A 24,328-nucleotide genomic window follows, 5' to 3' on the forward strand; every position below is an offset into this window, starting at 1 on the left:
AGTGGTCATTGCGCACTGGGCGGCACGCAAAAAAGCCAGGCCTAGCCTGGCTTTTTTGTTTTCGGTGACGGATTAAACGACGCGCGTATGCGTTTGCTGTCTGTCGCCGCTGCATTGTCGTGATGGCGTCCGCGGTGTCATCGCTGTGTCGTCCGCTGTGTCGTCGTTACGCACGCCGATGGCGTATGAACGAAGTCAATCGACGCCGGTGGTACGATAACGTTCTGCCTCAGGCGCCCTCGGCTCTCGCGCCGCGGGTGCGGGGCGCCATGACGGAGTTTGTCGTGACCCTCAATGTAACCCTGATGTTGACCACGGTGCCCGACGAGGACGCCGCCGAAAAGCTGTCGTCGACTGCGCTCGAAGCGCACCTCGCGGCCTGCGTGACGCGCCTGGGTCCCGTACATTCGCAGTACCACTGGCAGGGCAGGATCGAGTCCGGCGACGAGGTCCAGCTGCTTTTCAAGACGAGTCTCGCGCGCGCGGCCGAGCTCGAACAGTTCATCCAGACCCAGCATCCCTACGATACGCCCGAGATACTCTCGTGGCAGGTCACGGCGTCGAACGCCTACGGCCAATGGGTCAATGCCGAGACACATCGCCCCATTCATGTCTAACCGCTTCGATCGGCGCCTGGGCGCCGCGCCGTACACCTCGCTCTACGCTTTCCTCGCACTGGTTTGCTGCCTGCTGCCGTTTCTGTTCGGTGCCGCACCCGCCCGTGCCGACGACGATTTTCTGCCACCCGATCAGGCTTTCACGTTCAGTGCGAGCGAAGAGCCGGGCGTCGTCGATGTTCATTTCAAGATCGCCGACGGCTATTACATGTACCGCGAGCGCTTTGCATTCGCGATGCGCAACGGTACGGCCTCGCTCGGCGATGCGCAGATTCCTCCCGGACACGTGAAGTTCGATACGACGTTCAACAAGAACGTCGAGACCTACCGCAACGAAATCACGATCCGCGTGCCGGTGAAGCAGGCCAGCGGCGCTTTCGATCTTGCCGTGACCTCGCAGGGATGCGCTGACGCAGGCATCTGCTATCCGCCGGCCGAGCATGTCTATCATGTGAGCGGCGCGGCGCTTCGGGCCGCTGCGGGCGGGCAGAGCACGGTGTCTTCCTCGGCAGGCAACGGCGCTTCGGTTGCTCCGGTTGCGTCGGTGGCGCCGTCGGTATCAACGGATAGCACGCAGCAGCCCTGGTACGAACGCGCAACGAGCGCGGACTACGCGCAATCGCTGCTGCAAGGCGGCGGCTTTTTCGGCGTCGTCGGCTTGTATTTTCTCGCGGGGATCGTGCTGAGCCTGCTGCCCTGTTCGTATCCGATGATTCCGATCCTCTCGGCCATCATCGTGGGCGAGGGCGCGCAGGTCACGCGTGGGCGCGGCTTCGCGTTATCGTTCGTCTACGTGCTCGGCATGGCGCTGGTCTATACGGTGCTCGGGATTGCCGCTGCGCTTGTCGGGCAGAGTCTGGGCGCGTGGCTGCAAAACCCGTGGGTGCTCGGCGTGTTCGCCGCGCTGCTCACTGTTTTCGCCCTGATGTTGATCGCCGGCTACGACCTCGCGCTTCCGCAGCGCTGGCAGGACGGCGCGTCTCGCGCGTCGCAGGGCCGCTCGGGCGGCAAGTTCGTGGCCGTCGCCGTGATGGGCGCGCTTTCCGCACTCGTGGTCGGCGCCTGCATGACCGCGCCGCTCTTTGCGGTGCTCGCGTTTATCGCGCACACGGGCAATGCCGTCCTCGGCGGCGGGGCACTCTTCGCGATGGGCATCGGCCTTGGTGTGCCGCTCATGATCATCGGGCTCGGCGCGGGCACGCTGCTGCCACGCGCGGGCACGTGGATGGACGGCGTGAAGGTTTTCTTCGGCGTCGTGTTGCTCGCGGCCGCGCTGTGGATCGTGTGGCCCGTGCTGGGCGCGAGCGCGCAAATGCTGCTGGCCGCGCTCTGGCTGCTGCTGGCCGCCGCCGCTCTCGGGCTCTTTACGCCGAATGCGGGCGCATCCAGCGTCTGGCGGCGTCTGGGCCGTGGCGTGGGCGCGGCGTTCGCGATCTGGGCCGCGACGCTCATTGTTGGTCTCTCGGCGGGCTCGACCGATCCGCTGCGTCCGCTCGCAGTGCTGGCCGCCCGCGCCGGCGGCGAGGTTGGCAACGGTGCGATGCGGGGCGCGGCGGCCGAAGCCGATGCGCTGAACTTCGCGCCGGTGCGCTCGTCGGCGCAACTCGACGCGGCGCTCAAGGCGGCGGGCAAGCCCGCCATGCTCGACTTCTACGCGGACTGGTGCGTGAGCTGCAAGGAGATGGAGAAGTTCACGTTCAGCGATCCGCGCGTGCAGGCGCGCCTTGCGCAGCTCGGACTCCTGCGCGCCGACGTGACGGCCAATAGCCCCGACGATCAGGCGCTGCTCAAGCGCTTTGGCTTGTTCGGGCCGCCGGGCATCATCCTCTTCGACGCGAGCGGCCAGGAAGTGCTGCGCGTGGTGGGTTACGAAAACGCCGACAAATTCCTCACTCGACTCGACCGCGTGGCGGCGCAGGCCCAATCGTCGGCACCTTCGGCGTCGGCTGCGCCCGCGCGCTCCACGCTTTCGGTGCTCAACGGGAAATCATAAGTACACCGCACGGCTTCCCACGCAGCGTGGTGTGGCCACAGAAGCGAAAAAGGCACGTCGCAATGACGTGCCTTTTTCGTATGAGAGACTGCAAAGCGCGGTGCCGCTTGCAGTGCCGCTCGCAGTGCCGCTATCAGGCGGCGCGGCTTTTACTTCTGCGCGCGCAGCAGACGGGCCGCGTCGAGTGCAAAGTACGTGAGGATGCCGTCCGCACCCGCGCGTTTGAACGCGAGCAGCGACTCCATCATCACCTTGTCGTGGTCGAGCCAGCCGTTTTGCGCGGCGGCTTTAAGCATGGCGTATTCGCCGCTCACCTGGTACACGTAGGTCGGGAAGCGGAACTCGTCCTTCACGCGGCGCACGATGTCGAGATACGGCATGCCGGGCTTGACCATCACCATGTCCGCGCCTTCCTCGATGTCGAGGCGCACTTCGCGCAGCGCTTCGTCCGAGTTCGACGGGTCCATCTGGTAGGTCATCTTGTTGCCCTTGCCCAGATTCGATGCCGAGCCCACGGCGTCGCGGAACGGTCCGTAGAACGCCGAAGCATATTTCGCCGAGTACGCCATGATGCGCGTATGGATGTGGTTCTCGCTCTCGAGCATCTCGCGGATCGCGCCAATGCGGCCGTCCATCATGTCCGAAGGCGCGACGATGTCGACGCCCGCTTCGGCCTGCGCGCGAGCCTGCGCGACGAGAATCTCGATGGTCTCGTCGTTGATGACGTAGCCGTTTTCGTCGAGCACGCCGTCCTGGCCGTGGCTCGTGTACGGGTCGAGCGCGACGTCGCAGAGTACGCCCAGTTCGGGGAAGCGCTTCTTGAGCTCGCGCACGGCGTGCGGAATCGTGCCCTCGGGGTTGGTCGCTTCGATGCCGTCGGGCGTCTTCAGCGCCGGATCGACGGCGGGGAAGAGCGAAAGCACCGGAATGCCCAACTCGACGCACTGCTCGGCCACGCCCATGAGCAGGTCGACCGAAACGCGCTCGACGCCGGGCATCGACGGCACGGCTTCGCGCACGTTGGTGCCCGCGACCACGAACACGGGGTAGATCAGGTCGTTGGTGGTAAGGAGGTTTTCGCGCATCAGGCGGCGCGAGAAGTCGTCGCGGCGCATGCGGCGAGGACGATGATGCGGATAGAAGCTCATGTCGGCAGATATCTTGAAACGGGACGCGCTCGGGCGCGAAGGAAACTTTTCAGGACAATGGTATATCATACCGATCGAGCGAGGCGCCTGGCGCCAGACTCCCCGCTTCTCCTCCCTGAGCGGGTGCCTGTCGTTTTTCGATAAGGCTGTTTAGCCCGCCGGCATTTACGGCGGGTTTTTTTATGTGCCGCCGAAATGTGCCCCGCGCACGGGCGAGAAGTGCGAGCAGTGTCGCACGTCCCGATATGTGGGCTTGCGCGCATTCGCGCTCGGAAGGTCGCAAGAGAAGCGCTGGGGTGGGCGACTCCGGAGGCGCGATTCAGGATGATGCTGGATGCGCCGGACACGCGGAATTTCCGGCAGGCGCGGGCGTTCCGGGCCGGGTCTTGCGGTCCCGGCGTGCCGGCTTAAGCGGCGGTGGATTTTTCCTCGGGCGCGATCCAGCTCTCGATGACCTCATGGGCCTCGTCGAGCCCCACGCGCTTGAGCGCCGAAAAGAGCTGCGCGCTCAGCTTCCCTTCATAGCCCTGTTTGCTGTATTCATCGAACGCCTTGTTCGCCGTGCGCAGCGCAAGGACGCTCTCCTGACGCGTCAATTTGTCGCATTTCGTCAGAAGCGCGTGGATGGGCTTTCCAGTCGGCGCGAACCACTCGATCATGCGGCGGTCCAGCTCGGTGAGCGGCCGGCGCGCGTCCATCATCAGCACGAGGCCGGCGAGTTGCGCGCGCGTTTGCAGATAGAGGGAGAGCAGTTGCTCCCAATGCGCCTTCGCGGCTTCCGGCACTTCGGCATAGCCGTAGCCCGGCAGATCGACCAGATAGCCCGCGGGTTCGTCGGCCTTGCCCACCGAGAAATAGTTGATGTGCTGCGTGCGGCCCGGTGTCTTCGACGCGAAGGCGAGGCGCTTCTGGTTGCACAGCAGGTTGATCGCCGTGGATTTGCCTGCGTTCGAGCGCCCGGCGAACGCGACCTCGGGCCGCGCCGTGGCGGGCAGGTCGCGCAGATGATTCACCGTCGTGAAGAAACGGGCTTGGTGCAGCAGGAAGGCCATCGGTAGGACCACAAGAGAAAAAAGCGAGGCGGCGGGTCCGCCAGGCCCGGAGGTGCCGGGAAGGATCTGATGATATCGGGGAGAGGCCCGACTGGCGCCGTGGCGCCTTGCGCGCTATTGTACAATGCGATGGTTTACTGAATACCGCCGAGGCCAGCGCGGGGCTTTCGAGGTAGGCGGTTGCTGTCGTATTTGCAGAACCTGATTCCCACAAGACGAAACAAGGTGCGCGAATGAATCGACTGGGCAAGTCCTTCAAGTTACTCCAATTTGCGATAGTTGCGACAACGGCAGGTCTTGCAGCAGGTGTTTCGATGATGGCGATGGCCGCCGAGCCCTCTCCGGCCAAGCCCGATCTCGCCCGGGGCCAAGCCATTGCGGGGCAAGTCTGCGCCGCCTGTCATGGCGCCGATGGCAACAGCAGCGGCGGCGCCTATCCCAAACTCGCCGGCCAGAACGCCGAATATCTCGTCAAGCAGCTCAAGGATTTCAAGCCACAGCCTGGTGGCAAGCCCCCTGCGCGTAATAATCCAATTATGGTTGGCTTTGCCAGCGCGCTTTCCGATCAGGATATGATCAACGTTGCTGCCTGGTTCTCCTCGCAGACGACCAAGCCCGGCTTTGCGCACGACGCGAAGACCGTGCCGGTTGGCCAGAAGATCTGGCGCGCCGGTATCGCGGACAAGGGTGTGCCCGCATGCGCCGCGTGTCACGGGCCAACAGGCCAGGGTATTCCAATCCAGTACCCGCGTTTGTCGGGCCAATGGTCGGAATACATCGTCGCGCAGTTGCAGGCGTTCCAGCAGCGCACGCGCAATAACAATGAGCCGATGCACGAAATCTCGCACCGTCTCTCGGACGACGAAATCAAGGCGGTTGCCGACTACGCGGCGGGTCTGCATTGATCCTGATCTAGCATCGGGCAGTCGAAGAACAAGAAAAGGGTGCGGGCGCCGTATATATGCGGCGGTCCCGCACCCTTTTTGCTGTAATGCGTTGATGTAATGCGTTGCTGTAGGGCGCTGACGAAAAGTGCAATGCGAAGCGCAATGAGAAGCGGAGTTTGAATGAGCGTCACCACGCAGGGTTTGCAGTTGAATATCCGCCAGAGAGCGGTCAGAAGCGCCGTTGAGCTGCTCAGTTCGATGCGCTTTGCGATCGCGCTGCTCGTAGTGCTTTCCATTGCGAGCATCGTCGGCACGGTGCTCACGCAGGACGACCCGTACCCCAACTACGTCAACCAGTTCGGCCCGTTCTGGGCCGACATCTTCCGTTCGCTGAGCCTCTACACGGTCTACAGCGCGTGGTGGTTCATGACCATCCTCGGCTTTCTCGTGGTGTCGATCTCGCTGTGCGTGATCCGCAACGCGCCGAAGATGATCGCGGACACGAAGAGCTGGAAGGACAAGGTCCGCGAAGGCAGCCTGCGCGCGTTCCATCACAAGGGCGAGTTCGTGCTCGAGGGCGGCTCGCGCGAACAAACGGCCGCGACGCTCGGCAAGCTGGCGCAGCGCCTCGGCTACAAGTTCGTCACGCGCGAGACCGAGGGCGCGACGCTCATCGCAGCCAAGCGCGGCGCGCTCGCGAAGATCGGCTACATCTTCGCGCACCTCGCCATCGTGGTGATCTGCATCGGCGGCCTGCTCGACAGCAATCTGCCGATCAAATTCCAGATGTGGCTCTTCAACAAGACGCCCGTCCAGAGCAATGCCGTCATCAACGACATTCCGCCCGAGCATCGCCTCTCCACAGCGAACCCGACCTTCCGCGGCTACGCGTGGGTGCCCGAGGGCCAGTACGTCTCCACGGCCATCCTGAACCAGCCCAACGGTTCGCTCATCCAGGATCTGCCGTTCTCGATCCAGCTCAACAAGTTCATCGTCGACTACTACTCGACCGGCATGCCGAAGCTCTTCGCGAGCGACATCGTCGTGATCGACCACAAGACGGGCAAGCGCGTTCCGGCGCGCGTCGAGGTGAACGAGCCGTTCGAGTACGACGGCGTGTCGATCTACCAGTCGAGCTTCCAGGATGGCGGCTCGCAGATGCACATGACCGCCTGGCCGATGGCCGGGGCGAGCGCGAAGAGCTTCCCGTTCGGCGGCACGATCGGCAATTCGGCGAAGCTTGCGCTGCCCGCGGGCGAGAGCGTGCCGGGCGTGGACGGCCAGACCATCGAGTTCGCCGACTTCCGCGCGATCAACGTGGAGAATATTTCGAACGGCAGCGGGCAGACCGACGTGCGCGGCGTCGCGCATCAGACCCTCAAGGAAGCGTTCGACGAGCGTCTCGGCTCTGGGGCGAAAAGCTCGAAGCCGCTCGATCTGCATAACGTAGGGCCCTCGGTGCAGTACAAGGTGCGCAACAAGGACGGCCAGGCGCGCGAGTACAACAACTACATGCTGCCCGTGGACGTGAACGGCCAGCGCATATTCCTCGCCGGCATGCGCGAGAACCCTGACGAGCCGTTCCGCTACCTGCGCATTCCCGCCGACAGCGGCGGCACCATGAAGGAGTGGATGCTGCTGCGTGCGGCGTTCGAAGATCCGGCGTTGCGCGCGCAGGCCGCGCATCGCTTCGCCGTGCGCTCCGTCCCCGATTCGAACCGCGAGTTGCAGCAGCATCTCGAAGACAGCGCGCTGCGCGTGCTGACCCTTTTCTCTGGGAGCGATCCCTCGACGCAAGGTGCGCCAAAGGCGCAAATGGGGGGCTTCCAGGCGGTGGCGGTGTTCATCGACAAATCGGTGCCGAAGGACCAGCAGGAAAAGGCTGCGGGGCTCCTCCTGCGCATGCTCGAAGGCGCGACGTGGGACCTCTGGCAACTTGCGCGCACGCAAGCCGGCGAGGCCGTGCTCACGCCCGATGCGCAATCGGCACGCTTCATCCAGGACTCGATCAACGCGGTTTCCGACAGCTTCCTGTATGGATCGCCTGTCTATCTACAGCTTGATTCATTCAAGCAGGTGCAAGCTTCGGTATTTCAGGTGACGCGCGCGCCGGGCAAGAAAGTCGTGTATCTTGGCAGCCTGTTGCTCGTGCTCGGGATTTTCTCGATGTTCTACGTGCGCGAGCGGCGTCTGTGGTTCTGGTTGAAGGACCGGAGCGAGGCCAATGGCAAGGGTGTCGACGTCATCATGGCGATGTCGACCGCGCGCCGCACCCTCGACTTCGAGAAAGAGTTTGCCCGTACCCGCGAAGCAGTCTCCCGAGCCTTGGGCAAGAAGCCCGAGGCCACCACCGGCGCAGGCAGCGGCGGGACGGACCGTACCCCTTGATCCACGCACCATTCACGCGATGCACGTGGTTGATGCGATCCACGGAAACTCACGATCGACACCGGTAAGCCCATGGACTTGACTCAAGTTACTTCTTCCGCGCAAACGCGCCGCGCCGACCGCGCAGCGGCGGCTGCGGCACACGACGCAGCGCTTGCGCACGATCCCCACGCGGGCGCGTTCTTCGACGAACGCCCCTTCCTGCGCCGCCTCACGGCGCTCGACTGGCTGTTCGCGCTGGCGCTGGTCGTGGGCGCGGGCTTCGCGCTCTCGCGCTATCACGCGCACATGAACTACTACGACAAGCTGGTGCTCTGCGGCACGGTGCCGGCGCTCGTCGTGCTGGGCTGGCGCTGGAAGCCGGCGCGTCTGTTGATGGCGGGCATCGCCGTGCTGTCAATCGGCGCTATACAGATCTATCAGGGCGACCTCGCGCGCGCCGACCAGGCGTTCTTCCTCAAGTACTTCCTCTCGAGCCAGTCGGCCATCCTGTGGATGAGCGCGCTGTTCGTGCTCGCGACATTCTTCTATTGGGTCGGTCTGCTTTCGCGCTCGCCTACGGGCGGCGCGATCGGCACGCGACTCACGTGGGCGGCAGTGCTGATCGGCTTCGTCGGCCTGATGGTGCGCTGGTACGAGTCCTATCTGATCGGCGCGGATGTCGGCCATATTCCCATCTCGAACCTCTACGAAGTGTTCGTGCTGTTCAGCCTCATCACGGCGCTCTTCTATCTGTATTACGAAAAGCACTACAACACGCGTGCGCTCGGCGCGTTCGTGCTGCTCGTGATCAGCGCGGCCGTGGGCTTCCTGATGTGGTACTCGATCTCGCGCGACGCGCAGCAGATCCAGCCGTTGGTGCCCGCGCTGCAAAGCTGGTGGATGAAGATCCACGTGCCGGCGAACTTCATCGGCTACGGCAGCTTCGCGCTTTCGGCGATGGTCGGCGTGGCCTACATCATGAAGGAACGGGGCGTGCTGGCGGACCGTCTGCCCGCGCTCGACGTGCTCGACGACGTCATGTACAAGTCGATCGCCGTCGGCTTCGCGTTCTTCACCATCGCGACCATTCTCGGCGCGCTGTGGGCCGCGCAGGCGTGGGGCGGCTACTGGAGTTGGGATCCGAAGGAAACCTGGGCGCTGATCGTGTGGCTTAACTACGCGGCGTGGCTCCACATGCGCCTCATGAAGGGGCTGCGCGGTGGCGTGGCCGCCTGGTGGGCGCTCACGGGCCTGCTCGTCACGACCTTCGCTTTCCTCGGTGTGAATATGTTCCTGTCGGGCCTGCATAGCTACGGCAAGCTGTAACGCGCGGTAATGCGGCGCTGTGTAACCGCAGCCGCCCGCGCAACGAACTAACCGTCGGATGCCTCGCGCTCCGACGGTTTTTTATTTGCGGTGCGGGAAGGATTGAGAGGCGCGCGCGTTTGCCCGGTATTGGGGCCTCGAACGGCGCGCGGGCGCAGCGGGTCCAAGTCAGAGTAAGCATTAAAGCGCCAACTCTGGTCGACCGCGAAGCATGGGACCAGAGTAAGCGCTAAAGCGCCAACTCTGGTCGACAGGAGCGACATCATGTGGATCAAACGCAGCAGCGGGATCATCCTCAACGGCGACGACATCGCCCCGAGCGAGATCACGCCGCAAAAGGTGTACGAACAACGCCGCCGCTTGCTTCAGGCGGCGGGGGCAGTCGCGCTCGGCGGTGTGGCGGGCGTGTTCGGCGCGCGCGATGCGTTCGCGGAATACTCGTCGCCGGATGCGAAGGCGCTCAAGCTTGGCGCGAAGACCAACACGAAGTTCGTCGCGCTCGACAAGGTCACGCCCTACAAGGACATCACGACCTATAACAACTTCTACGAGTTCGGCACCGACAAGGGCGATCCCGCCGCGAATGCGCATACGCTGCGGCCGCGCCCCTGGAAGGTGAGCGTGGAGGGCGAGGTGAAGAACGCGAAGGTCTATGACATCGACGAGATTCTCAAGCTCGCGCCGCTCGAGGAGCGCGTGTACCGGCTGCGCTGCGTGGAAGGCTGGTCGGTGGTGATTCCGTGGATCGGCGTGCCGCTCGCCGAGTTGATCCGCCGCGCGCAGCCTACCGGCAATGCGCGCTACGTGCAGTTCATCACGCTCGCCGACCAGTCGCAGATGCCTGGCCTCGGCGACCCGATCCTCGATTGGCCGTACTCCGAAGGATTACGCATGGACGAGGCGATGAACCCGCTCACGCTGCTCACTGTCGGGCTCTATGGCCAGGTGCTGCCGAACCAGAACGGCGCGCCGGTGCGCGTGGTGGTGCCGTGGAAGTACGGCTTCAAGAGCGCGAAGTCGCTCGTGAAGATCCGCTTCGTGGAAAAGCAGCCGCCCACGAGCTGGAACACCTACGCGCCCCATGAGTACGGCTTCTATTCGAACGTCAATCCGAGCGTCGATCACCCGCGCTGGAGCCAGGCGACGGAGCGGCGCATCGGCGAGGACGGCTTTTTCACGCCCAAGCGCAAGACGCTCATGTTCAACGGCTACGGGGACCTCGTGGCGTCGATGTATCAGGGCATGGATCTGCGCAAGAACTTTTGAGTCGCGAGTCAGCAATGGAGCAACCGATGGAATCGACGACCGTTTCTCCGAGCCCGGTGACGCGTACGAGCGCGGCGACCACCATTCGCACGGCTCAGGCACGGCCCGCAGTCAGCGGTCCGCGCTGGCTGCCGTGGGCGAAGGCTGCGGTGTTCGTCGCGGCGTGGTATCCGCTGGCGCGCATCGTGTTCTTCGGCGTGACGGACGGGCTCGGCGCGAACCCGATCGAGTTCATCACGCGCTCGACCGGCCTCTGGACGCTCGTGTTCCTCTGCATCACGCTGGCCGTCACGCCGCTGCGCCGCCTCACGGGCTTTAGCGCGCTGATCCGCTTTCGGCGCATGCTCGGGCTCTACGCGTTCTTCTACGCCGCGCTGCACTTCAGCACCTACATCTGGTTCGACAAATGGTTCGACGTGGCTGCGATGCTCAAGGACGTCGGCAAGCGGCCCTTCATCACGGTGGGTTTTGCGGCATTTGTGTTGCTGATTCCGCTCGCCGTCACCTCGACGCGTGCGATGACGCGCAAGCTCGGGCGCCGCTGGCAGACGCTGCACCGGCTGATCTATGCGATCGGCGTGCTCGCGATCCTGCATTTCTGGTGGATGAAGGCGGGCAAGCACGATCTCGTGCTGCCGAAGCTCTATGGCGCGATCATGATCGTGCTGCTTGGCTGGCGGATCGGCGCGTGGCTGCTCGCGCGGCGCAAGGCAAATCTGGCGATGCGTTCGTAACTGTCCGCGCGTGGCGCAGCCCGGCCGGCAAAGCGGGTAAAACACGCAGGCAACAAAAAAAGCGACGCACAGGGCGTCGCTTTTTTGTGTTCTCTTCCGCAGTCAGCGCGAGCGCATTGCACCCGTCGACGCTCAATCCGGCAGCAGATGCTCGCCGGCGAACAATTGTTGAACCGTCTCGCGCTCGCGCGCGACGTGTGCACGCGTGCCGTCGACCAGCACTTCGGCCGCGCGCGGACGCGTGTTGTAGTTCGAGCTCATCACGAAGCCATATGCACCCGCCGAGCGGATCGCGAGCACGTCGCCAGCCTCAATCGCGAGCGTGCGCTCACGGCCGAGCCAGTCGCCGCTTTCGCACACGGGGCCGACGATGTCGTAGGTGTGCGCCGCGTCCGCACGCTCGGTGACCGGCTCGATGGCGTGATACGCCTCGTACATGGCCGGACGCGCGAGATCGTTCATCGCGGCGTCGACGATTGCGAAGTTCTTCTCCGCGCCGGGTTTCAGGAACTCGACGGTCGTGAGCAGGATGCCCGCGTTGCCGACGAGCGAGCGGCCCGGCTCGAAGTACACCTCGCGGGTCTTGCCAATTTTCGCGCCATGCGCCTCGATGCGATCGAGCACGGTGCGCACGAAATCGCCGATGTCGGGCGGCGTTTCGTCGTCGTAGCGGATGCCGAGGCCGCCGCCCACGTCGATGTGATGGATATGCACGCCGTCCGACTCGATCTGGTCGACGAGCTCGAGCACCTTGTCGATGGCGTCGAGATACGGCGCGACTTCGGTGATCTGCGAGCCAATGTGGCAGTCGATGCCGACCACGTCCAGATGCGGCATGGCCGCCGCCGCGCGGTAGGTCGCGCGTGCCTCGTCGAAGGCGACGCCGAACTTGTTCGACTTCAGGCCCGTGGAGATGTACGGATGCGTCTTTGCGTCGACGTCCGGGTTCACGCGCAGCGAGACCGGCGCCTTCTTGCCTAGCTCGCCGGCCACGGCATTCAGGCGGTCGAGTTCGGGGATCGATTCGACGTTGAAGCACTTCACGCCGGCTTCGAGCGCCATGCGCATTTCATCGGGATGCTTGCCCACGCCCGAGAACACCGTGTTTTCCGCCTTGCCGCCCGCTGCCAGCACGCGCGCAAGCTCGCCGCCCGAGACGATGTCGAAGCCCGCGCCTTCGCGCGCGAACACATTGAGCACGGCGAGATTGCTGTTCGCCTTGACCGCGACATGCACCGTCGCGCGTCGGCCCGCGCAGGCGTCGGCGTAGGCGTGCCATGCGGCGGTGAGCGCCGAGCGCGAGTAGACGTAGAGCGGGGTGCCGTACTGCGCGGCGAGATCCGCGGCGGATACGCCTTCGACGAAGAGCGTGCCGTTGTCACGGTGAAAGGCGCGATTAAAAGCGGGCTGGGTCATGCGAGCGTCTGGTTGAAGTCGGGGCGGGTTGCTTCTGGATGACTGCCGGGTCCCTGCTTACTGGGCCGGGGCCGTGGCAGAAGCGGGTTGCGCGCCGTCGGCGGCCGCGGGTGCGGACTTGAGTTCGGTATCCGGGGACAGCGAAAGCGGCGTGCCCGACGTATCGGGAAGCTCTCCGTCCTGCACGCCCGATGCCGGCAATGCCGATTCGGGCGTCGGCTTTGCGTTGTCCTGGGGCTGCGTCTCGAAATTAGGCTTCTGCGGGAGCGGCGGCACCGTGGGCATGTAGAGCGGACCCTTTTGCCCGCAGCCTGCCAACGAAAGGGCGGCTACGGCGCCGATCGCGAAAGCGGCTAGAATCTTGCCGGGCGTCGAAACGCGGATCGCCTGTACGCCGGGCGTCGATACGCGGGATGCCGGAGCGCGCATCCTGAAATTGACACGCATAATTGTCCCTGAATGATTAACCGGTGGAGTTTAGCATGCCAGATAGTGACTACCTGAGCCGCGCGGAGGCCGTGCTGACGGCGGTGGAGCGCGCCGTGGACGATGCCGTTGCCGATATCGAACTCGAGCGCAGCGGCAATGTTTTGACACTCGAATTCGAGAATCGCACGAAGATCATCGTGAATCTGCAACCGCCGATGAAAGAGATCTGGATCGCGGCGAAAGCGGGCGGGTTTCACTATCGCTACATCGATGGCGAGTGGCGCGACACGCGCACGGGCACCGAATTCTTTTCGGCGCTCACCGCGTATGCGACCGAGCAGGCCGGCGAGCCGGTCACGTTCAAGCCGTGATGAACGCGACGCGATAGTACGGCGCTGTGATTGATACAGCGCTCGACGTGAAAACGGGCACCGTCGGTGCCCGTTTTTCATGGTGGCGCCTGAGCGCGGGCGCACTCAAGGGCGCACTCAATGCCCGCGGAACAGGTTCATGATGTCTTCCTTCTCCTTCGCGTTGACCTGCTCGGGCGCTGGAGCCGGCTGGCCGCTTGCGCCCGAGGCGCCGCTCGCCTGGGCCTCCAGTGCGGCCTGGCTGATGCCGACTGTCGAAACGAAGCCGCGGCCCGGCGTGGCGTCGGCGTAATAGAGTTCGTCGCCGAGCGTGACGACGCCATCGGGCATCGGCATCTTGTATTCGGGCACGCCGCTGAGCGCCTTCTGCATGTATTCGATCCACACGGGCAGCGCGAGGCCGCCGCCGGTCTCCTTGTCGCCGAGGCTGCGCGGATTGTCGTAGCCGATCCACGCAATGGCCGCGAGCGTGTGCTGATAGCCCGCGAACCAGGCGTCGCGCGAGTCGTTGGTCGTGCCGGTTTTGCCGCCGAGATCGGTGCGCTTCAGGACGTTCGATTTCGCGCCCGTGCCGCGCTGCGCGACGCTCTGCAGCAGGCTGTTCATGATGTACGCATTGCGCGGGTCGATCGCGCGCGGCGCGTTCTGGCCTGCCACGAGCGGCTGCGCCTGCGCGACCACCATGCCGCGCTGATCGGTGACTTCGGCGATCAGATACGGATTCACGCGATAGCCGCCGTTGGCGAACACGGCATAGCCGCCGGCCATTTGCAGCGGCGTGACGAGACCCGCGCCGAGCGCCATCGGCAGGTAGGCCGGATGACGGTCGGCGTCGAAGCCGAAGTGCGTGATGTATTGCTGCGCGTACTTCGTGCCGATGTGGTTGAGGATGCGGATCGACACGAGGTTCTTCGACTTCATGAGCGCGGTGCGCATGGTCATCGGCCCGTCGAAGCCGCCGCCGTAGTTCTTCGGCTCCCAGGCCTGGCCACCGGTTTCCGCGGCGCTGAAGAAGAGCGGCGCGTCGTTGATGATGGTGGCCGGCCCGAGCCCCTTGTCGAGCGAGGCCGAATAGATGAACGGCTTGAAGCTCGAGCCCGGCTGGCGCCATGCCTGCGTGACGTGGTTGAACTTGTTCTTGTTGAAGTCGAAGCCGCCCACGAGTGCGCGGATCGCGCCGTCCTGCGGAACGATGGAGACGAACGCTCCTTCGATCTGCGGCAATTGCGTGATCGACCATTCGCCGGCGTTGTTGCGCGCAAGACGGATGATCGCGCCCGGGCGGATGCGCTGGCTCGGCTGCGCGCGCGCGCTCAGGTTGTATTGCGCGAAGCGCAGGCCGTCGCCGGTAATGGTGGCCGTGTTGCCGTCCATGAAGGTCGCCTGCACCTGCCTGGGGCTCGCCGACGTGACCACGGCCGCTACGAGTTCGCCATTGTCGGGGTGCTCGAGCAGGGCGTCGTCGATGGCCTGCTCGCGGTCTTCGGCGTCGGCGGGCAAGTCGATGAACGCCTCGGGCCCGCGGTAGCCGCGCCGCCGCTCGTAGTCCAGCAAGCCCTTGCGCAGCACGCGATAGGCGGCGTCCTGGTCGGCCGAATCGATGGTCGTGACCACGCTCAGGCCGCGCGTGTATGCCTCTTCGTGATACTGGGCGTACATCATCTGGCGCACCATTTCCGCCACGTACTCGGCGTGCACGCTGAATTCCTTGCCCGCGCCCTTGACGACGAGCGGCTGCTGCGCGGCGTCGTCGTATTGCTGCTGGGTGATGTAGTGCAGCTCCAGCATGCGCTCGAGGATGTACTCCTGGCGCACCTTGGCGCGCTTCGGATTCACGACGGGGTTATACGCCGAGGGCGCCTTGGGCAGACCCGCGAGCATCGCGCATTCGGCGAGCGTGAGATCTTTCAGATCCTTTCCGAAGTACACGCGCGCGGCGCTCGCAAAGCCGTAGGCGCGCTGCCCCAGATAGATCTGATTCATGTACACCTCGAGAATCTGATCCTTGGAGAGCTTCGACTCGATCTTGTAGGCGAGCAGCATCTCGTAGATCTTGCGCGTGTAGGTCTTCTCGCTGGAAAGGAAGAAGTTGCGCGCCACCTGCATCGTGATCGTGCTCGCGCCCTGCGAGGCGTGACCGTTGGTGAGCGCGACGAAGCCCGCGCGCGCGATGCCGGTGAGATCGACGCCACCGTGCTCGTAGAAGCGCGCGTCCTCGATCGCGAGGATCGCCTTCTTGAGGTTATCGGGCACGTCCTGGATATGGACGATATCGCGCCGCTCTTCACCGAATTCGCCGATCAGCACGTGGTCGCGCGTGTAGATGCGCAGCGGCACCTTCGGGCGATAGTCGGTGAGCGCGTCGAGCGATGGCAGGTTCGGCGTGGCGACGATGAGCGCATAGCCGAGCACGAGCGCCGCGCAGGCTGCGGCGCCCGCGAACAGCACGAAAACGCCGATCAGCAGCTTGAGCCACCAGGGCCGCTTGCGTTTGTGCGGCGCGGGCGGCATGGACGGCGGAACGGACGAGGGAGGCTGAGCTTCTTGCATACGGACACCGAAAAAACAGTCCCGCGATTATAGCCGCCCACCCTGGAGCGCTTTCGGAACGCTTACGTCCGGTGCGCGGGCGAGGCCGGCAGTAGGCCGGCAGTAGGTCGGCAGTGGACGGTGCTGGCGGAACGGCCTTCAGACCTGGATGCAACTCTAGTCGTGTCTCGCCTGCGAGGAAAGGTCGCACGATGGTGGTGTCGTGGTGTCGCAGCGATGGCGCGATGGTGGCGTGATGGTCACGTGAAGGCCCGGCATGCGCGGATTGGCCGTCCGGCCGAGTGTGCGCGGCAAGCACCGCTTCGCACAATTTCCCCCTGAGCGCGTCGTGAATGGTTCGCGACGCGACGTACATGGGAGGAATGCGATGAGCTTGCTCAATCCGCTGTTGCTGGGTGCGCGCCGCTTTGCTGCGGGCGTCGACGTAGGCGCGCGCGGCGTCACGCTGGTCGTTTTGAGCCAGCGGCTGTTCGGCGGCGGGCCGTTGCGCATCGAGTGGCTGGGGCGCGTGCCGCTGGCGCGCGAAGCGCTCTCGGGCGCGGAGATCGTCAATCGCCAGGCGCTGGCAGGCGCACTGCAGGAGGTGTTCGGCGCGCTGCCGCATGCCTGCGCGCAGGCAGCGCTGCGTTGCGCGATGGCGCTGCCCGCGGGCGCGACGCTGCTTGCGTCCGTGCCGCTCGCGCGGCTGGCGCCTGCGGGCCAAGGCAGCCGGGCGGGCAAGGTGGGCCGGATAGATCAGGTGGGCCAGCCCGGCTGGGTGGACATCTCGGGCCTCTACACCGAGCTCGAGCCGCTCGTGCTGGCCGAGGCGGAGCGCGTGTCGGGCGTCGAGCGCGCCGAGTTGGCCGTGGACTGGCGCGTCGGCCCGCTTGAGCTTGAGTGCGGCATGGCGTCCGTGCATGAGACGCAGGTGACGATCGCGGCTACGGCGCGCGCTCATCTGGAGGCGCGCCTCGAATGCGCCGCAATGGCGGGCGTCGCGCTGCGCGCCGTGGACGACGAGGCGCATGCCGCGCTGCGCGCGATGCGCCATGCCGCGGCGTTCGAGTTGCCGCCGCACGAGGCATGGGTGGCGCTGTGGGTCGGGGCGGACGGCGTGCACGGCTGGTTCGTCGCCGAAGAGTCCGTCGTGCGGACCATGCGCTTTCCGGCGCTGGAGCACGCGGATCTGGTCGAAGCGCTGCGCGATCTGGCAGGTGGCGAGCAGACGGGCTGCACGTTCGTGTCCGGTGACCTCGCCCTGTTGCTCGGCGCGCGTTTTTCGCTCGCTGATATCGGCGATGTGCTGGGCAGCCCCGTGCTGCCTTTCGAATGCGCGCCGCTCGCCGACACCGACCGTCCGCTCGACGCCAATCTGCTGCACGACCCGTCGTGTGCCGTCGCGTTCGGCCTCGCCATGCGCGGGGTGAGCGAATGAGCGCGGCGGAGGGCATCGTGCACGCGGCGCCGGCAGGCGAGCGCAAGCAGAGCGCCGTGCCGGGTGCGTGGGACGGTGGATTCAACTTGCTGCCGTGGCGGCCGGGCGCGATGCGGCGCCTGCGCAGGCGCCGCGCGTTCGAATGGCTGGCGGCGCTGATCGTGGGTGGCGCATGCGGCAGCGTCGTGGCCGGATGGCAACTGCTCGAACGCAACCGTGTCGAGGCGCGCCGCGAAGTGGTGGATCGACAGCTCGCGCGCCTCGGTGCGCCCCTGGCGCTTGCGCGCAAGCTCGCACGCGAAGCCGACGCGCGGCGTGCGGCGCGTTCCGAAGCGCAGCAGCGGGCGCAGCCGCTTGCACATGTGTTTGCACTCGTCGGCGCGTTGTCGCAGGCGCGCACGGCGGGCGTCGTCCTCGAGCAGCTTGCGCAGCGTGCAGAAGAAACCGAGCTGCACGCAAGCGCGATCGACGAGGCGGCTGCGGCGGCCTGGCTCGCACGCCTGCATGCGCTTCCGGGCATCGAGGCGGTTCACGTGCGCGAATTGAAGCGTGCGCCGGAGGCCGCGCTCATGCGCGAGCGCGCGCCGCGCGGTGGGCCGCGTGGGGCGCGTGGGGCGCCGATCCAGGTGGTGGTGCGGCTGGCGTGGAAGGGCGCGGCGGCAAATGCAGCAAGCACCATGCGTAGTGTGGGCGCGAAGGGGGCGAAATGATGGCCGCGCTCGGGATGCACGCGCGCCCCTTCGGACGCCCACACGCGCACAACTTTCCGCTCGGACGCTTGCGCGGCTGGCTGCCCTTGCACGCGTGGAGCGGCCGGCGGCGCGTCGCTGTTGCTGCGGTGCTGGGCGTATTCACCGCGTGCCTGGCGGGCGGCGCGTGCGCGGTTCTCGACGTAGCCGGCGCTCAGGCAGCGCACGCGGCGCTTGCCGATGCCAAAGCGCGGCTCGCGGGCGCGCAGCAAACGCTGGCGCGTCTGCCGGCCTTGCAGCGCGATGCGCAAGACGCGCCGCAGCGGCGAGAGGGCAGCGCCGCCGGCGACATTCGCAGCGTCTCGCAGCTTGCGGCGCAGGCCGGACTCGTGCTGATCGCGCTGGAGCCAGCGGCTGCGGGCGGCACCCCGGCGCAGGCGTTCCGCACGACGAAGCTGATCGCGCTGGGCAGCTTCGGGCAACTCCGTGCTTTCCTCGAAGGACTCGCGACGTTGCCCGAGCTTGCTGTGCCTGTGGAGCTATCGGTCAAGCATAGCGGCGGTGGCCTTGCAATTTCGGCCATGCTGCAAGTGTTCGACGGACTGCCCGCCATCGCCTTCGCGCGCAAGGACGAAGAAGGCGGCGCGCCCGCCGACCCGTTCGCGAGTGGATTCGCCGGCGGTCAGGGTGCCGTGGGGATGCAGGGCGGTGCTGCGATGCGTTTGTCGGGCATGCTGGTTGAGCGCGGGCGAGCGGTTGCCCTTGTCGAAACCGCCGAAGGCACGGTGGCTGTGCAGACCGGCGCCACGCTTGCGGGCGCACAGGTGTCCAGCGTGGATCCGATGCGCGTCGTGCTTTCACTCGACGGCACGACGCACACCGTGAACTGGGCGGAGGACGCCAAATGAAATTCGGGCAACCGGTACGTCTTGGCGCGGGCCTGTCGTGGCGCTCATGTGGAGCTTCGGATCCCGCGCGTCGCACGAACTATTTGATGAGCTGTGTGCTTGCATGGATTGCGCAGGCTGCGTCGCTCGCACAAGGCGCCGTGCCGCCGCCGCTGCCGGCATGGAGCCAAGCCGCCACGCCGGTTGCGCGTTACGAGGCGCCACCACTTCCATCGCTACCGCCGGGTGGGATGGGCGGCGATGCCGATGTCCCGTCAGGCTGGGTCGCGAACCCGTTCACGCCCGAAAACGGCGCAGGCGCGGCTTCGCTACCCGGTAGTGCGGAGGGCGAGGGCACCGATCCAGCGGCGCCGCGCGCGGCAGCAGCGTCTGCGTCGGCGGTTGGCGCGGGCGCGACTTTGCCGGAAACGTCGCAGCCGCTTGAAGGGCCGCCCGTGCCGCTGCGTGCGCCCGCCCGCCTGAGTGGCGCGGCCGCTGACGATGACGGCCTGCCGCCCGACCGGCCGATCTCGCTCAATTTTCAGCGCGCGGAGCTAACGGCAGTGCTGCACGCGTTCGCCCAGTTCACAAAGCTGAACATCGTCGCAAGCGAGCGCGTGCGCGGCCAGGTCACGTTGCGCCTCGATCGCGTACCCTGGCGTGCCGCATTCGATCTGCTGCTCGTGTCCAACGGCCTCGCCATGGAGCGCACCGGCCGCGTGCTTTGGGTCGCGCCCGTGGCGGACCTTGCGGCGCGCGAGCGCCAAATGTTCGAAGCGCACGCGCGTGCCGCCGAGCTGGAGCCGCTTGCGAGCCGAACCTTCGAGCTTCAGTACGCGCGCGCGGAGGATCTGCGCCGGCTCCTCACCGGCTCCGGCACGCAGCGTGCGCTTTCGAAGCGCGGTGCCGCCGTGGCGGACGCGCGCACGAATCTGCTATTCGTCACGGATTTGCCGGCGCGCCTCGACCAGATCGCCGGGCTCATCCGTCGGCTCGACGCGCCCGCGCGCCAGGTGCTGATCGAAGCGCGCATCGTCGAAGGCGACGAAGGCCTGTCGCGCGAATTGGGCGTGCGGCTCGGGCTCTACCCGACCGATCCGGACGGCGTTGCGCGCGGGTTGCACGGCAGCGCGGTCGGCACGGTCTACGACTTGCCAGCAGGGCCGCTCTCCGGCTTCGACGCTGCGCAACTCGGCCTCACGCTGCTGGCCGCGGGCGCGACGCGCCTGCTCGACGTCGAACTGAGTGCGCTGGAAGCCGAGGGGCGCGGGCGGGTGGTGTCGAGTCCGCGTGTCGTGACCGCCGACCGCACCAAGGCCGTCGTCGAGCAAGGCACCGAGCTGCCGTATCAGGCCAAGGTCGGGCAGGGCGTTTCGGGCGTGCAATTTCGTCGCGCCACGCTGAAGCTGGAGGTCGAGCCGCAGATCACGCCAGATGGCCGCGTGATTCTCGATCTCGACGTGGCCAAGGACAGCGTGGGCGAGCAGACCGCCGCGGGGCCGGCGATTCACACCAAGCACGTGCAGACGCGGGTGGAGATCGAGGATGGCGGAACGGTCTCGATTGGGGGTATCGACGCGACCGACGACCGGGACGATGTGACGCGCGTCCCGCTCCTGGGCAAAATACCGTTTCTGGGCGCGCTTTTTTCACATCGCGCGCACCGTGACAGACGCAGCGAACTGGTGGTGCTCATCACGCCGCGCGTAGTCAGCGGGGATTGAATGAGGGCCGCAGGCGTAAGATGCAGGGTTTGGCCGCAAATTAATACAGCGCCTGATCCAGTGCCACGAGGGCTCCTGAAAGGGGCCTGACCATGGGCGCCGCAGGCTCGACAACGCCGTCGCTTTGCCAGTAAGCTGCGGCACCAACCTTTCGTAGGAAACGCTGCAAGTGCGGGACGCAAACGCCAATGTATTTTTCGTAGGGCTCATGGGCGCCGGCAAGACGACCGTGGGCCGGGCGGTCGCGCGCCGGCTTGAGCGTTCGTTTTTCGACTCCGATCACGAGATCGAGGCGCGCACGGGCGCGCGCATTCCGGTGATCTTCGAGCTGGAAGGCGAGGCGGGCTTTCGCGAGCGCGAAGCGCATATGATCGACGAGCTCAGTGCGCGCGAAGGCATCGTGCTGGCCACGGGCGGCGGCGCCGTGCTGCGGCCCGAGAACCGCGCGGTGCTCAAGGAGCGGGGTTTCGTGGTCTATCTGCGCGCGCATCCGCACGACCTCTGGCTGCGCACGCGCCGCGACAAGAACCGGCCGCTCCTGCAGACCGAAGATCCCAAGGGGCGTCTCGAAGCGCTCTACGCGCAGCGCGATCCGCTTTATCGCGAGGTCGCCGACTTCGTGATCGAGACCGGCCGGCCATCGGTGAACGGCCTCGTCAACATGGTGTTGATGCAGCTCGACATGGCCGGCGTCGCTCGAACCCCGGCGCGCGAGTAGGGCGTTCCTGCTCGCGCCACCCATCCTGAACGAATGCCTCGCATGATTACCGTCAACGTCGAACTGGGCGACCGCGCCTACCCCATCCACATCGGCACCGACCTCATCGGCCAGACGGCGCTGTTCGCGCCGCATATCGCCGGCCAGTCGGTGACCATCGTCACCAATACCGTGGTCGAGCCGCTGTACGGCGAGAAGCTGCGCGCCGCGCTCGCGCCGCTCGGCAAGGACGTGCATACAGTCGTGCTGCCCGATGGCGAGGCGTACAAGAACTGGGAAACGCTCAATCAGATCTTCGACGCGCTGCTTACCTCGCGCGCCGACCGCAAGACCACGCTGATCGCGCTGGGCGGCGGCGTGACCGGCGACATGACGGGTTTCGCGGCTGCCTGCTACATGCGCGGCGTGCCGTTCATCCAGGTGCCCACGACGCTGCTCTCGCAGGTCGATTCGTCGGTGGGCGGCAAGACCGGCATCAATCATCCGCTCGGCAAGAACATGATCGGCGCGTTCTATCAGCCGCAGGCCGTGATCGCCGATATCGGCGCGCTGCGCACGCTGCCGGCGCGCGAGCTGGCGGCAGGCGTGGCCGAGGTCATCAAGACCGGGGCGATCGCGGACGCCGAATTCTTCGAATGGATCGAGGCGAACGTCGAGGCGCTCAACCGCTGCGAGCCCGAAGCGCTCGCGCACGCGGTGAAGCGCTCGTGCGAGATCAAGGCGTCGGTGGTGGCCGCCGACGAGCGCGAAGGCGGCCTGCGCGCGATCCTCAACTTCGGCCACACGTTCGGTCACGCGATTGAAGCGGGTCTCGGCTATGGTGAATGGCTGCACGGCGAGGCCGTGGGCTGCGGCATGGTGATGGCGGCCGATCTTTCGGTGCGTCTCGGCATGCTCGACGAAGCGTCGCGGGAGCGGCTCGTGCGCGTGGTGAAGGCGGCGAAGCTGCCCATCGAGGGCCCCGCGCTCGGCGCCGGGCGCTATGTCGAACTCATGCAGGTCGACAAGAAGGCCGAGGGCGGCGCGATCAAGTTCATCCTGCTCGAGCGCTTCGGGCAGACGCATATCGGCCGTGCGCCCGACGAAGCCGTGCAGGCGACGCTCTCCGCCACTGTGAAAGGCTGAGTTTGACGGCCCGTATCAGCGGGCCTGAGCGAGTGGCTTCGAGCGGCTTCGAACGGCTTGGGCGCATGGCCTGAGCGAATGATTGGGGCGAACGGCTCGAGCGAGCGCGGCCCGCGCCCACGAGGCTGCGCGGCCGCTCACCATGTGATTCTTGCGGAGGAACCGTTGAGCGACACCCGCAGCGACATCAAAGGCGAATATCCAGGTAAGCGCGCAGTTAGCTGTGCCGGCGAGCGCGAAGACGGCCATGCCGGCACTGGCTCGGGCACCGCAACCAGCGCGAAAGCTGGCACGAAATCCGGCGCCAAAGCCATCGATGCGGCAACCCGTGCCGGCGAGCCTGGCGGTACAAACCACGGTACGAACCGGACAAATGACGCCGGATCGCAGAGCGTGGCCCACGCGCCGCATGCGCACGCGATGCTCGGCGATCTCGACGCAGGGCTCGCGCCTTATGCGGCGCATTCCTCACAATCGCGCGGCCGCCGCTTTGCCGAGCCGCCCCCGGCCGCGCGCAGCGAGTTCCAGCGCGATCGTGACCGCATCGTCCATTCCACGGCGTTCCGGCGGCTCGAATACAAGACCCAGGTGTTCGTGAACCACGAGGGCGACCTCTTTCGCACGCGGCTCACGCACAGCCTCGAAGTCGCGCAGATCGCGCGCTCGGTCGCCCGCAACCTGCGCGTGAACGAGGATCTCGTCGAGGCCATTTCGCTCGCACACGACCTCGGCCATACGCCGTTCGGCCATGCCGGCCAGGACGCGCTCAACGAATGCATGCGCGAGCACGGTGGCTTCGAGCACAACTTGCAGAGTCTCGCCGTCGTCGACGAACTCGAGGAGCACTATGGCGCATTCGATGGCCTGAATCTGTGCTTCGAGACGCGCGAAGGCATCCTCAAGCATTGCTCGCGCGAGCACGCGCGGCATCTGGGCGAATTGGGCGAACGTTTTCTGCTCGGGCGTCAGCCCTCGCTCGAGGCGCAGATCGCCAACATCGCCGACGAAATCGCCTACAACAATCACGACGTGGACGACGGGCTGCGCTCCGGCCTCCTCACCATCGAGCAGCTCGCCGAGGTCGAACTCTGGCAGGCGCATTACGAAGCCGCGCGCGCAGAGTATCCGCAGATAGAAGGGCGGCGCCTCGTGCACGAGACCGTGCGGCGCATCATCAACACGCTGATCGTCGACTTGATCGACGAGACGAGCCGCAATCTCGCGAGGTTCGCGCCGCAATCGCTCGATGACGTGCGTGCCGCACCGGCCATCGTCGCGCACAGCGAGCGCGTTGCGGTCCAGGCAGCCGCGCTCAAGCGGTTTCTGTACCGCAACCTGTACCGGCATTACCAGGTGATGCGCATGGCGAACAAGGCGCGACGCGTGGTGAAGGGGCTTTTCGAGGCGTTTTCCGACGATCCGCGTCTGTTGCCGCCCGCGTATCAAACGCACGACGAAGCGTCGCAGCCGCGCCAGATCGCGCATTACATCGCGGGCATGACCGACCGCTACGCGCTCAAGGAGTACCGGCGCCTTTTCGTCGTGTCCGACGACGTTTGAGCCGACCGCGTTCAGGTCGACTGCGTCCGAGCCGGCCGCACCTATGCAG

The 24,328-nt window shown here is 65.9% G+C and carries 20 protein-coding genes; 15 read left to right on the forward strand and 5 right to left on the reverse strand.

Going from position 1 to position 24,328, the window contains the following annotated elements; all coding sequences use genetic code 11:
• Positions 1 to 284: 284 nt before the first annotated feature.
• Entirely contained in the window at positions 285 to 617 is a 333-nt protein-coding gene (cutA, locus tag L5014_RS24105; protein ID WP_238466294.1) for a divalent-cation tolerance protein CutA, read from the forward strand.
• Positions 610 to 2,610: a protein-disulfide reductase DsbD gene (dsbD, locus tag L5014_RS24110; RefSeq protein ID WP_238466295.1), complete on the forward strand. Its 2,001-nt coding sequence runs from the start codon at positions 610 to 612 to the stop codon at positions 2,608 to 2,610. Before cutA ends, dsbD begins: the two co-directional genes overlap by 8 nt.
• A gap of 149 nt (positions 2,611 to 2,759) precedes the next feature.
• Here the strand turns inward: dsbD and hemB are convergent, their stop codons facing one another.
• Together hemB and yihA are read right to left on the reverse strand one after the other, a co-directional pair.
• On the reverse strand, positions 2,760 to 3,758 hold the full coding sequence (hemB, locus tag L5014_RS24115; protein WP_238466297.1) for a porphobilinogen synthase: 999 nt from the start codon (positions 3,756 to 3,758) through the stop codon (positions 2,760 to 2,762).
• Between the two features lie 407 nt (positions 3,759 to 4,165).
• Positions 4,166 to 4,810, reverse strand: a complete 645-nt coding sequence (gene yihA, locus L5014_RS24120; RefSeq protein WP_238466299.1) for a ribosome biogenesis GTP-binding protein YihA/YsxC — start codon at positions 4,808 to 4,810, stop codon at positions 4,166 to 4,168.
• Between the two features lie 233 nt (positions 4,811 to 5,043).
• Here yihA and L5014_RS24125 point away from each other — a divergent pair, with 233 nt between their 5' ends.
• From L5014_RS24125 to msrQ, 5 genes are all read left to right on the forward strand, one after another.
• Positions 5,044 to 5,715 (forward strand): c-type cytochrome, encoded by a 672-nt coding sequence (locus L5014_RS24125; RefSeq protein ID WP_238466300.1) that lies wholly within the window; start codon positions 5,044 to 5,046, stop codon positions 5,713 to 5,715.
• A gap of 162 nt (positions 5,716 to 5,877) precedes the next feature.
• Positions 5,878 to 8,085: a cytochrome c biogenesis protein ResB gene (locus tag L5014_RS24130; RefSeq protein WP_238466302.1), complete on the forward strand. Its 2,208-nt coding sequence runs from the start codon at positions 5,878 to 5,880 to the stop codon at positions 8,083 to 8,085.
• Positions 8,086 to 8,157: 72 nt separating this feature from the next.
• On the forward strand, positions 8,158 to 9,393 hold the full coding sequence (ccsB, locus tag L5014_RS24135) for a c-type cytochrome biogenesis protein CcsB (RefSeq protein WP_238466303.1): 1,236 nt from the start codon (positions 8,158 to 8,160) through the stop codon (positions 9,391 to 9,393).
• Between the two features lie 264 nt (positions 9,394 to 9,657).
• The gene (gene msrP, locus L5014_RS24140) at positions 9,658 to 10,659 is read left to right on the forward strand and encodes a protein-methionine-sulfoxide reductase catalytic subunit MsrP (protein ID WP_238466305.1); all 1,002 of its coding nucleotides are present in this window, start codon (positions 9,658 to 9,660) and stop codon (positions 10,657 to 10,659) included.
• A 26-nt stretch (positions 10,660 to 10,685) separates the two neighbouring features.
• Positions 10,686 to 11,393 carry a protein-methionine-sulfoxide reductase heme-binding subunit MsrQ gene (msrQ, locus tag L5014_RS24145; protein ID WP_420800126.1) on the forward strand — a complete coding sequence of 236 codons (708 nt, stop codon included), beginning with the start codon at positions 10,686 to 10,688 and terminating at the stop codon, positions 11,391 to 11,393.
• Between the two features lie 132 nt (positions 11,394 to 11,525).
• On the opposite strand, the gene lysA is transcribed toward msrQ, so the two are convergent.
• Positions 11,526 to 12,809: a diaminopimelate decarboxylase gene (lysA, locus tag L5014_RS24150; protein ID WP_238466309.1), complete on the reverse strand. Its 1,284-nt coding sequence runs from the start codon at positions 12,807 to 12,809 to the stop codon at positions 11,526 to 11,528.
• Positions 12,810 to 12,866: 57 nt separating this feature from the next.
• Positions 12,867 to 13,256: an LPS translocon maturation chaperone LptM gene (lptM, locus tag L5014_RS24155; protein WP_238466311.1), complete on the reverse strand. Its 390-nt coding sequence runs from the start codon at positions 13,254 to 13,256 to the stop codon at positions 12,867 to 12,869.
• Between the two features lie 35 nt (positions 13,257 to 13,291).
• Here lptM and cyaY point away from each other — a divergent pair, with 35 nt between their 5' ends.
• Positions 13,292 to 13,609, forward strand: coding sequence for an iron donor protein CyaY (cyaY, locus tag L5014_RS24160; protein ID WP_238466313.1), 318 nt, complete (start codon positions 13,292 to 13,294; stop codon positions 13,607 to 13,609).
• A gap of 117 nt (positions 13,610 to 13,726) precedes the next feature.
• Here the strand turns inward: cyaY and L5014_RS24165 are convergent, their stop codons facing one another.
• Positions 13,727 to 16,159 (reverse strand): penicillin-binding protein 1A, encoded by a 2,433-nt coding sequence (locus L5014_RS24165; protein ID WP_238466314.1) that lies wholly within the window; start codon positions 16,157 to 16,159, stop codon positions 13,727 to 13,729.
• Between the two features lie 367 nt (positions 16,160 to 16,526).
• Here L5014_RS24165 and pilM point away from each other — a divergent pair, with 367 nt between their 5' ends.
• The 7 genes from pilM (at position 16,527) to L5014_RS24200 (ending at position 24,279) form a co-directional block, all read left to right on the forward strand.
• A complete protein-coding gene (pilM, locus tag L5014_RS24170; RefSeq protein WP_238466315.1) occupies positions 16,527 to 17,576 on the forward strand; it encodes a type IV pilus biogenesis protein PilM in 1,050 nt (349 codons plus the stop codon).
• Positions 17,573 to 18,286 (forward strand): hypothetical protein, encoded by a 714-nt coding sequence (locus L5014_RS24175; RefSeq protein WP_238466317.1) that lies wholly within the window; start codon positions 17,573 to 17,575, stop codon positions 18,284 to 18,286. The genes pilM and L5014_RS24175 overlap by 4 nt, the downstream gene beginning before the upstream one ends.
• Positions 18,283 to 19,173, forward strand: coding sequence for a hypothetical protein (locus L5014_RS24180; protein ID WP_238466319.1), 891 nt, complete (start codon positions 18,283 to 18,285; stop codon positions 19,171 to 19,173). Before L5014_RS24175 ends, L5014_RS24180 begins: the two co-directional genes overlap by 4 nt.
• Before the next feature lie 86 nt (positions 19,174 to 19,259).
• Positions 19,260 to 20,876 carry a type IV pilus secretin PilQ gene (locus tag L5014_RS24185; protein ID WP_238466437.1) on the forward strand — a complete coding sequence of 539 codons (1,617 nt, stop codon included), beginning with the start codon at positions 19,260 to 19,262 and terminating at the stop codon, positions 20,874 to 20,876.
• A gap of 163 nt (positions 20,877 to 21,039) precedes the next feature.
• Positions 21,040 to 21,594, forward strand: a complete 555-nt coding sequence (locus L5014_RS24190) for a shikimate kinase (protein WP_238466439.1) — start codon at positions 21,040 to 21,042, stop codon at positions 21,592 to 21,594.
• A 42-nt stretch (positions 21,595 to 21,636) separates the two neighbouring features.
• A complete protein-coding gene (gene aroB / locus L5014_RS24195; RefSeq protein ID WP_420800127.1) occupies positions 21,637 to 22,719 on the forward strand; it encodes a 3-dehydroquinate synthase in 1,083 nt (360 codons plus the stop codon).
• A gap of 420 nt (positions 22,720 to 23,139) precedes the next feature.
• Positions 23,140 to 24,279, forward strand: a complete 1,140-nt coding sequence (locus L5014_RS24200) for a deoxyguanosinetriphosphate triphosphohydrolase (RefSeq protein WP_238466440.1) — start codon at positions 23,140 to 23,142, stop codon at positions 24,277 to 24,279.
• The last annotated feature ends 49 nt before the right edge of the window (positions 24,280 to 24,328 follow it).

The sequence above is a fragment of the Paraburkholderia tagetis genome (assembly GCF_022213065.1).
GTDB classification, from domain to species: domain Bacteria; phylum Pseudomonadota; class Gammaproteobacteria; order Burkholderiales; family Burkholderiaceae; genus Paraburkholderia; species Paraburkholderia tagetis.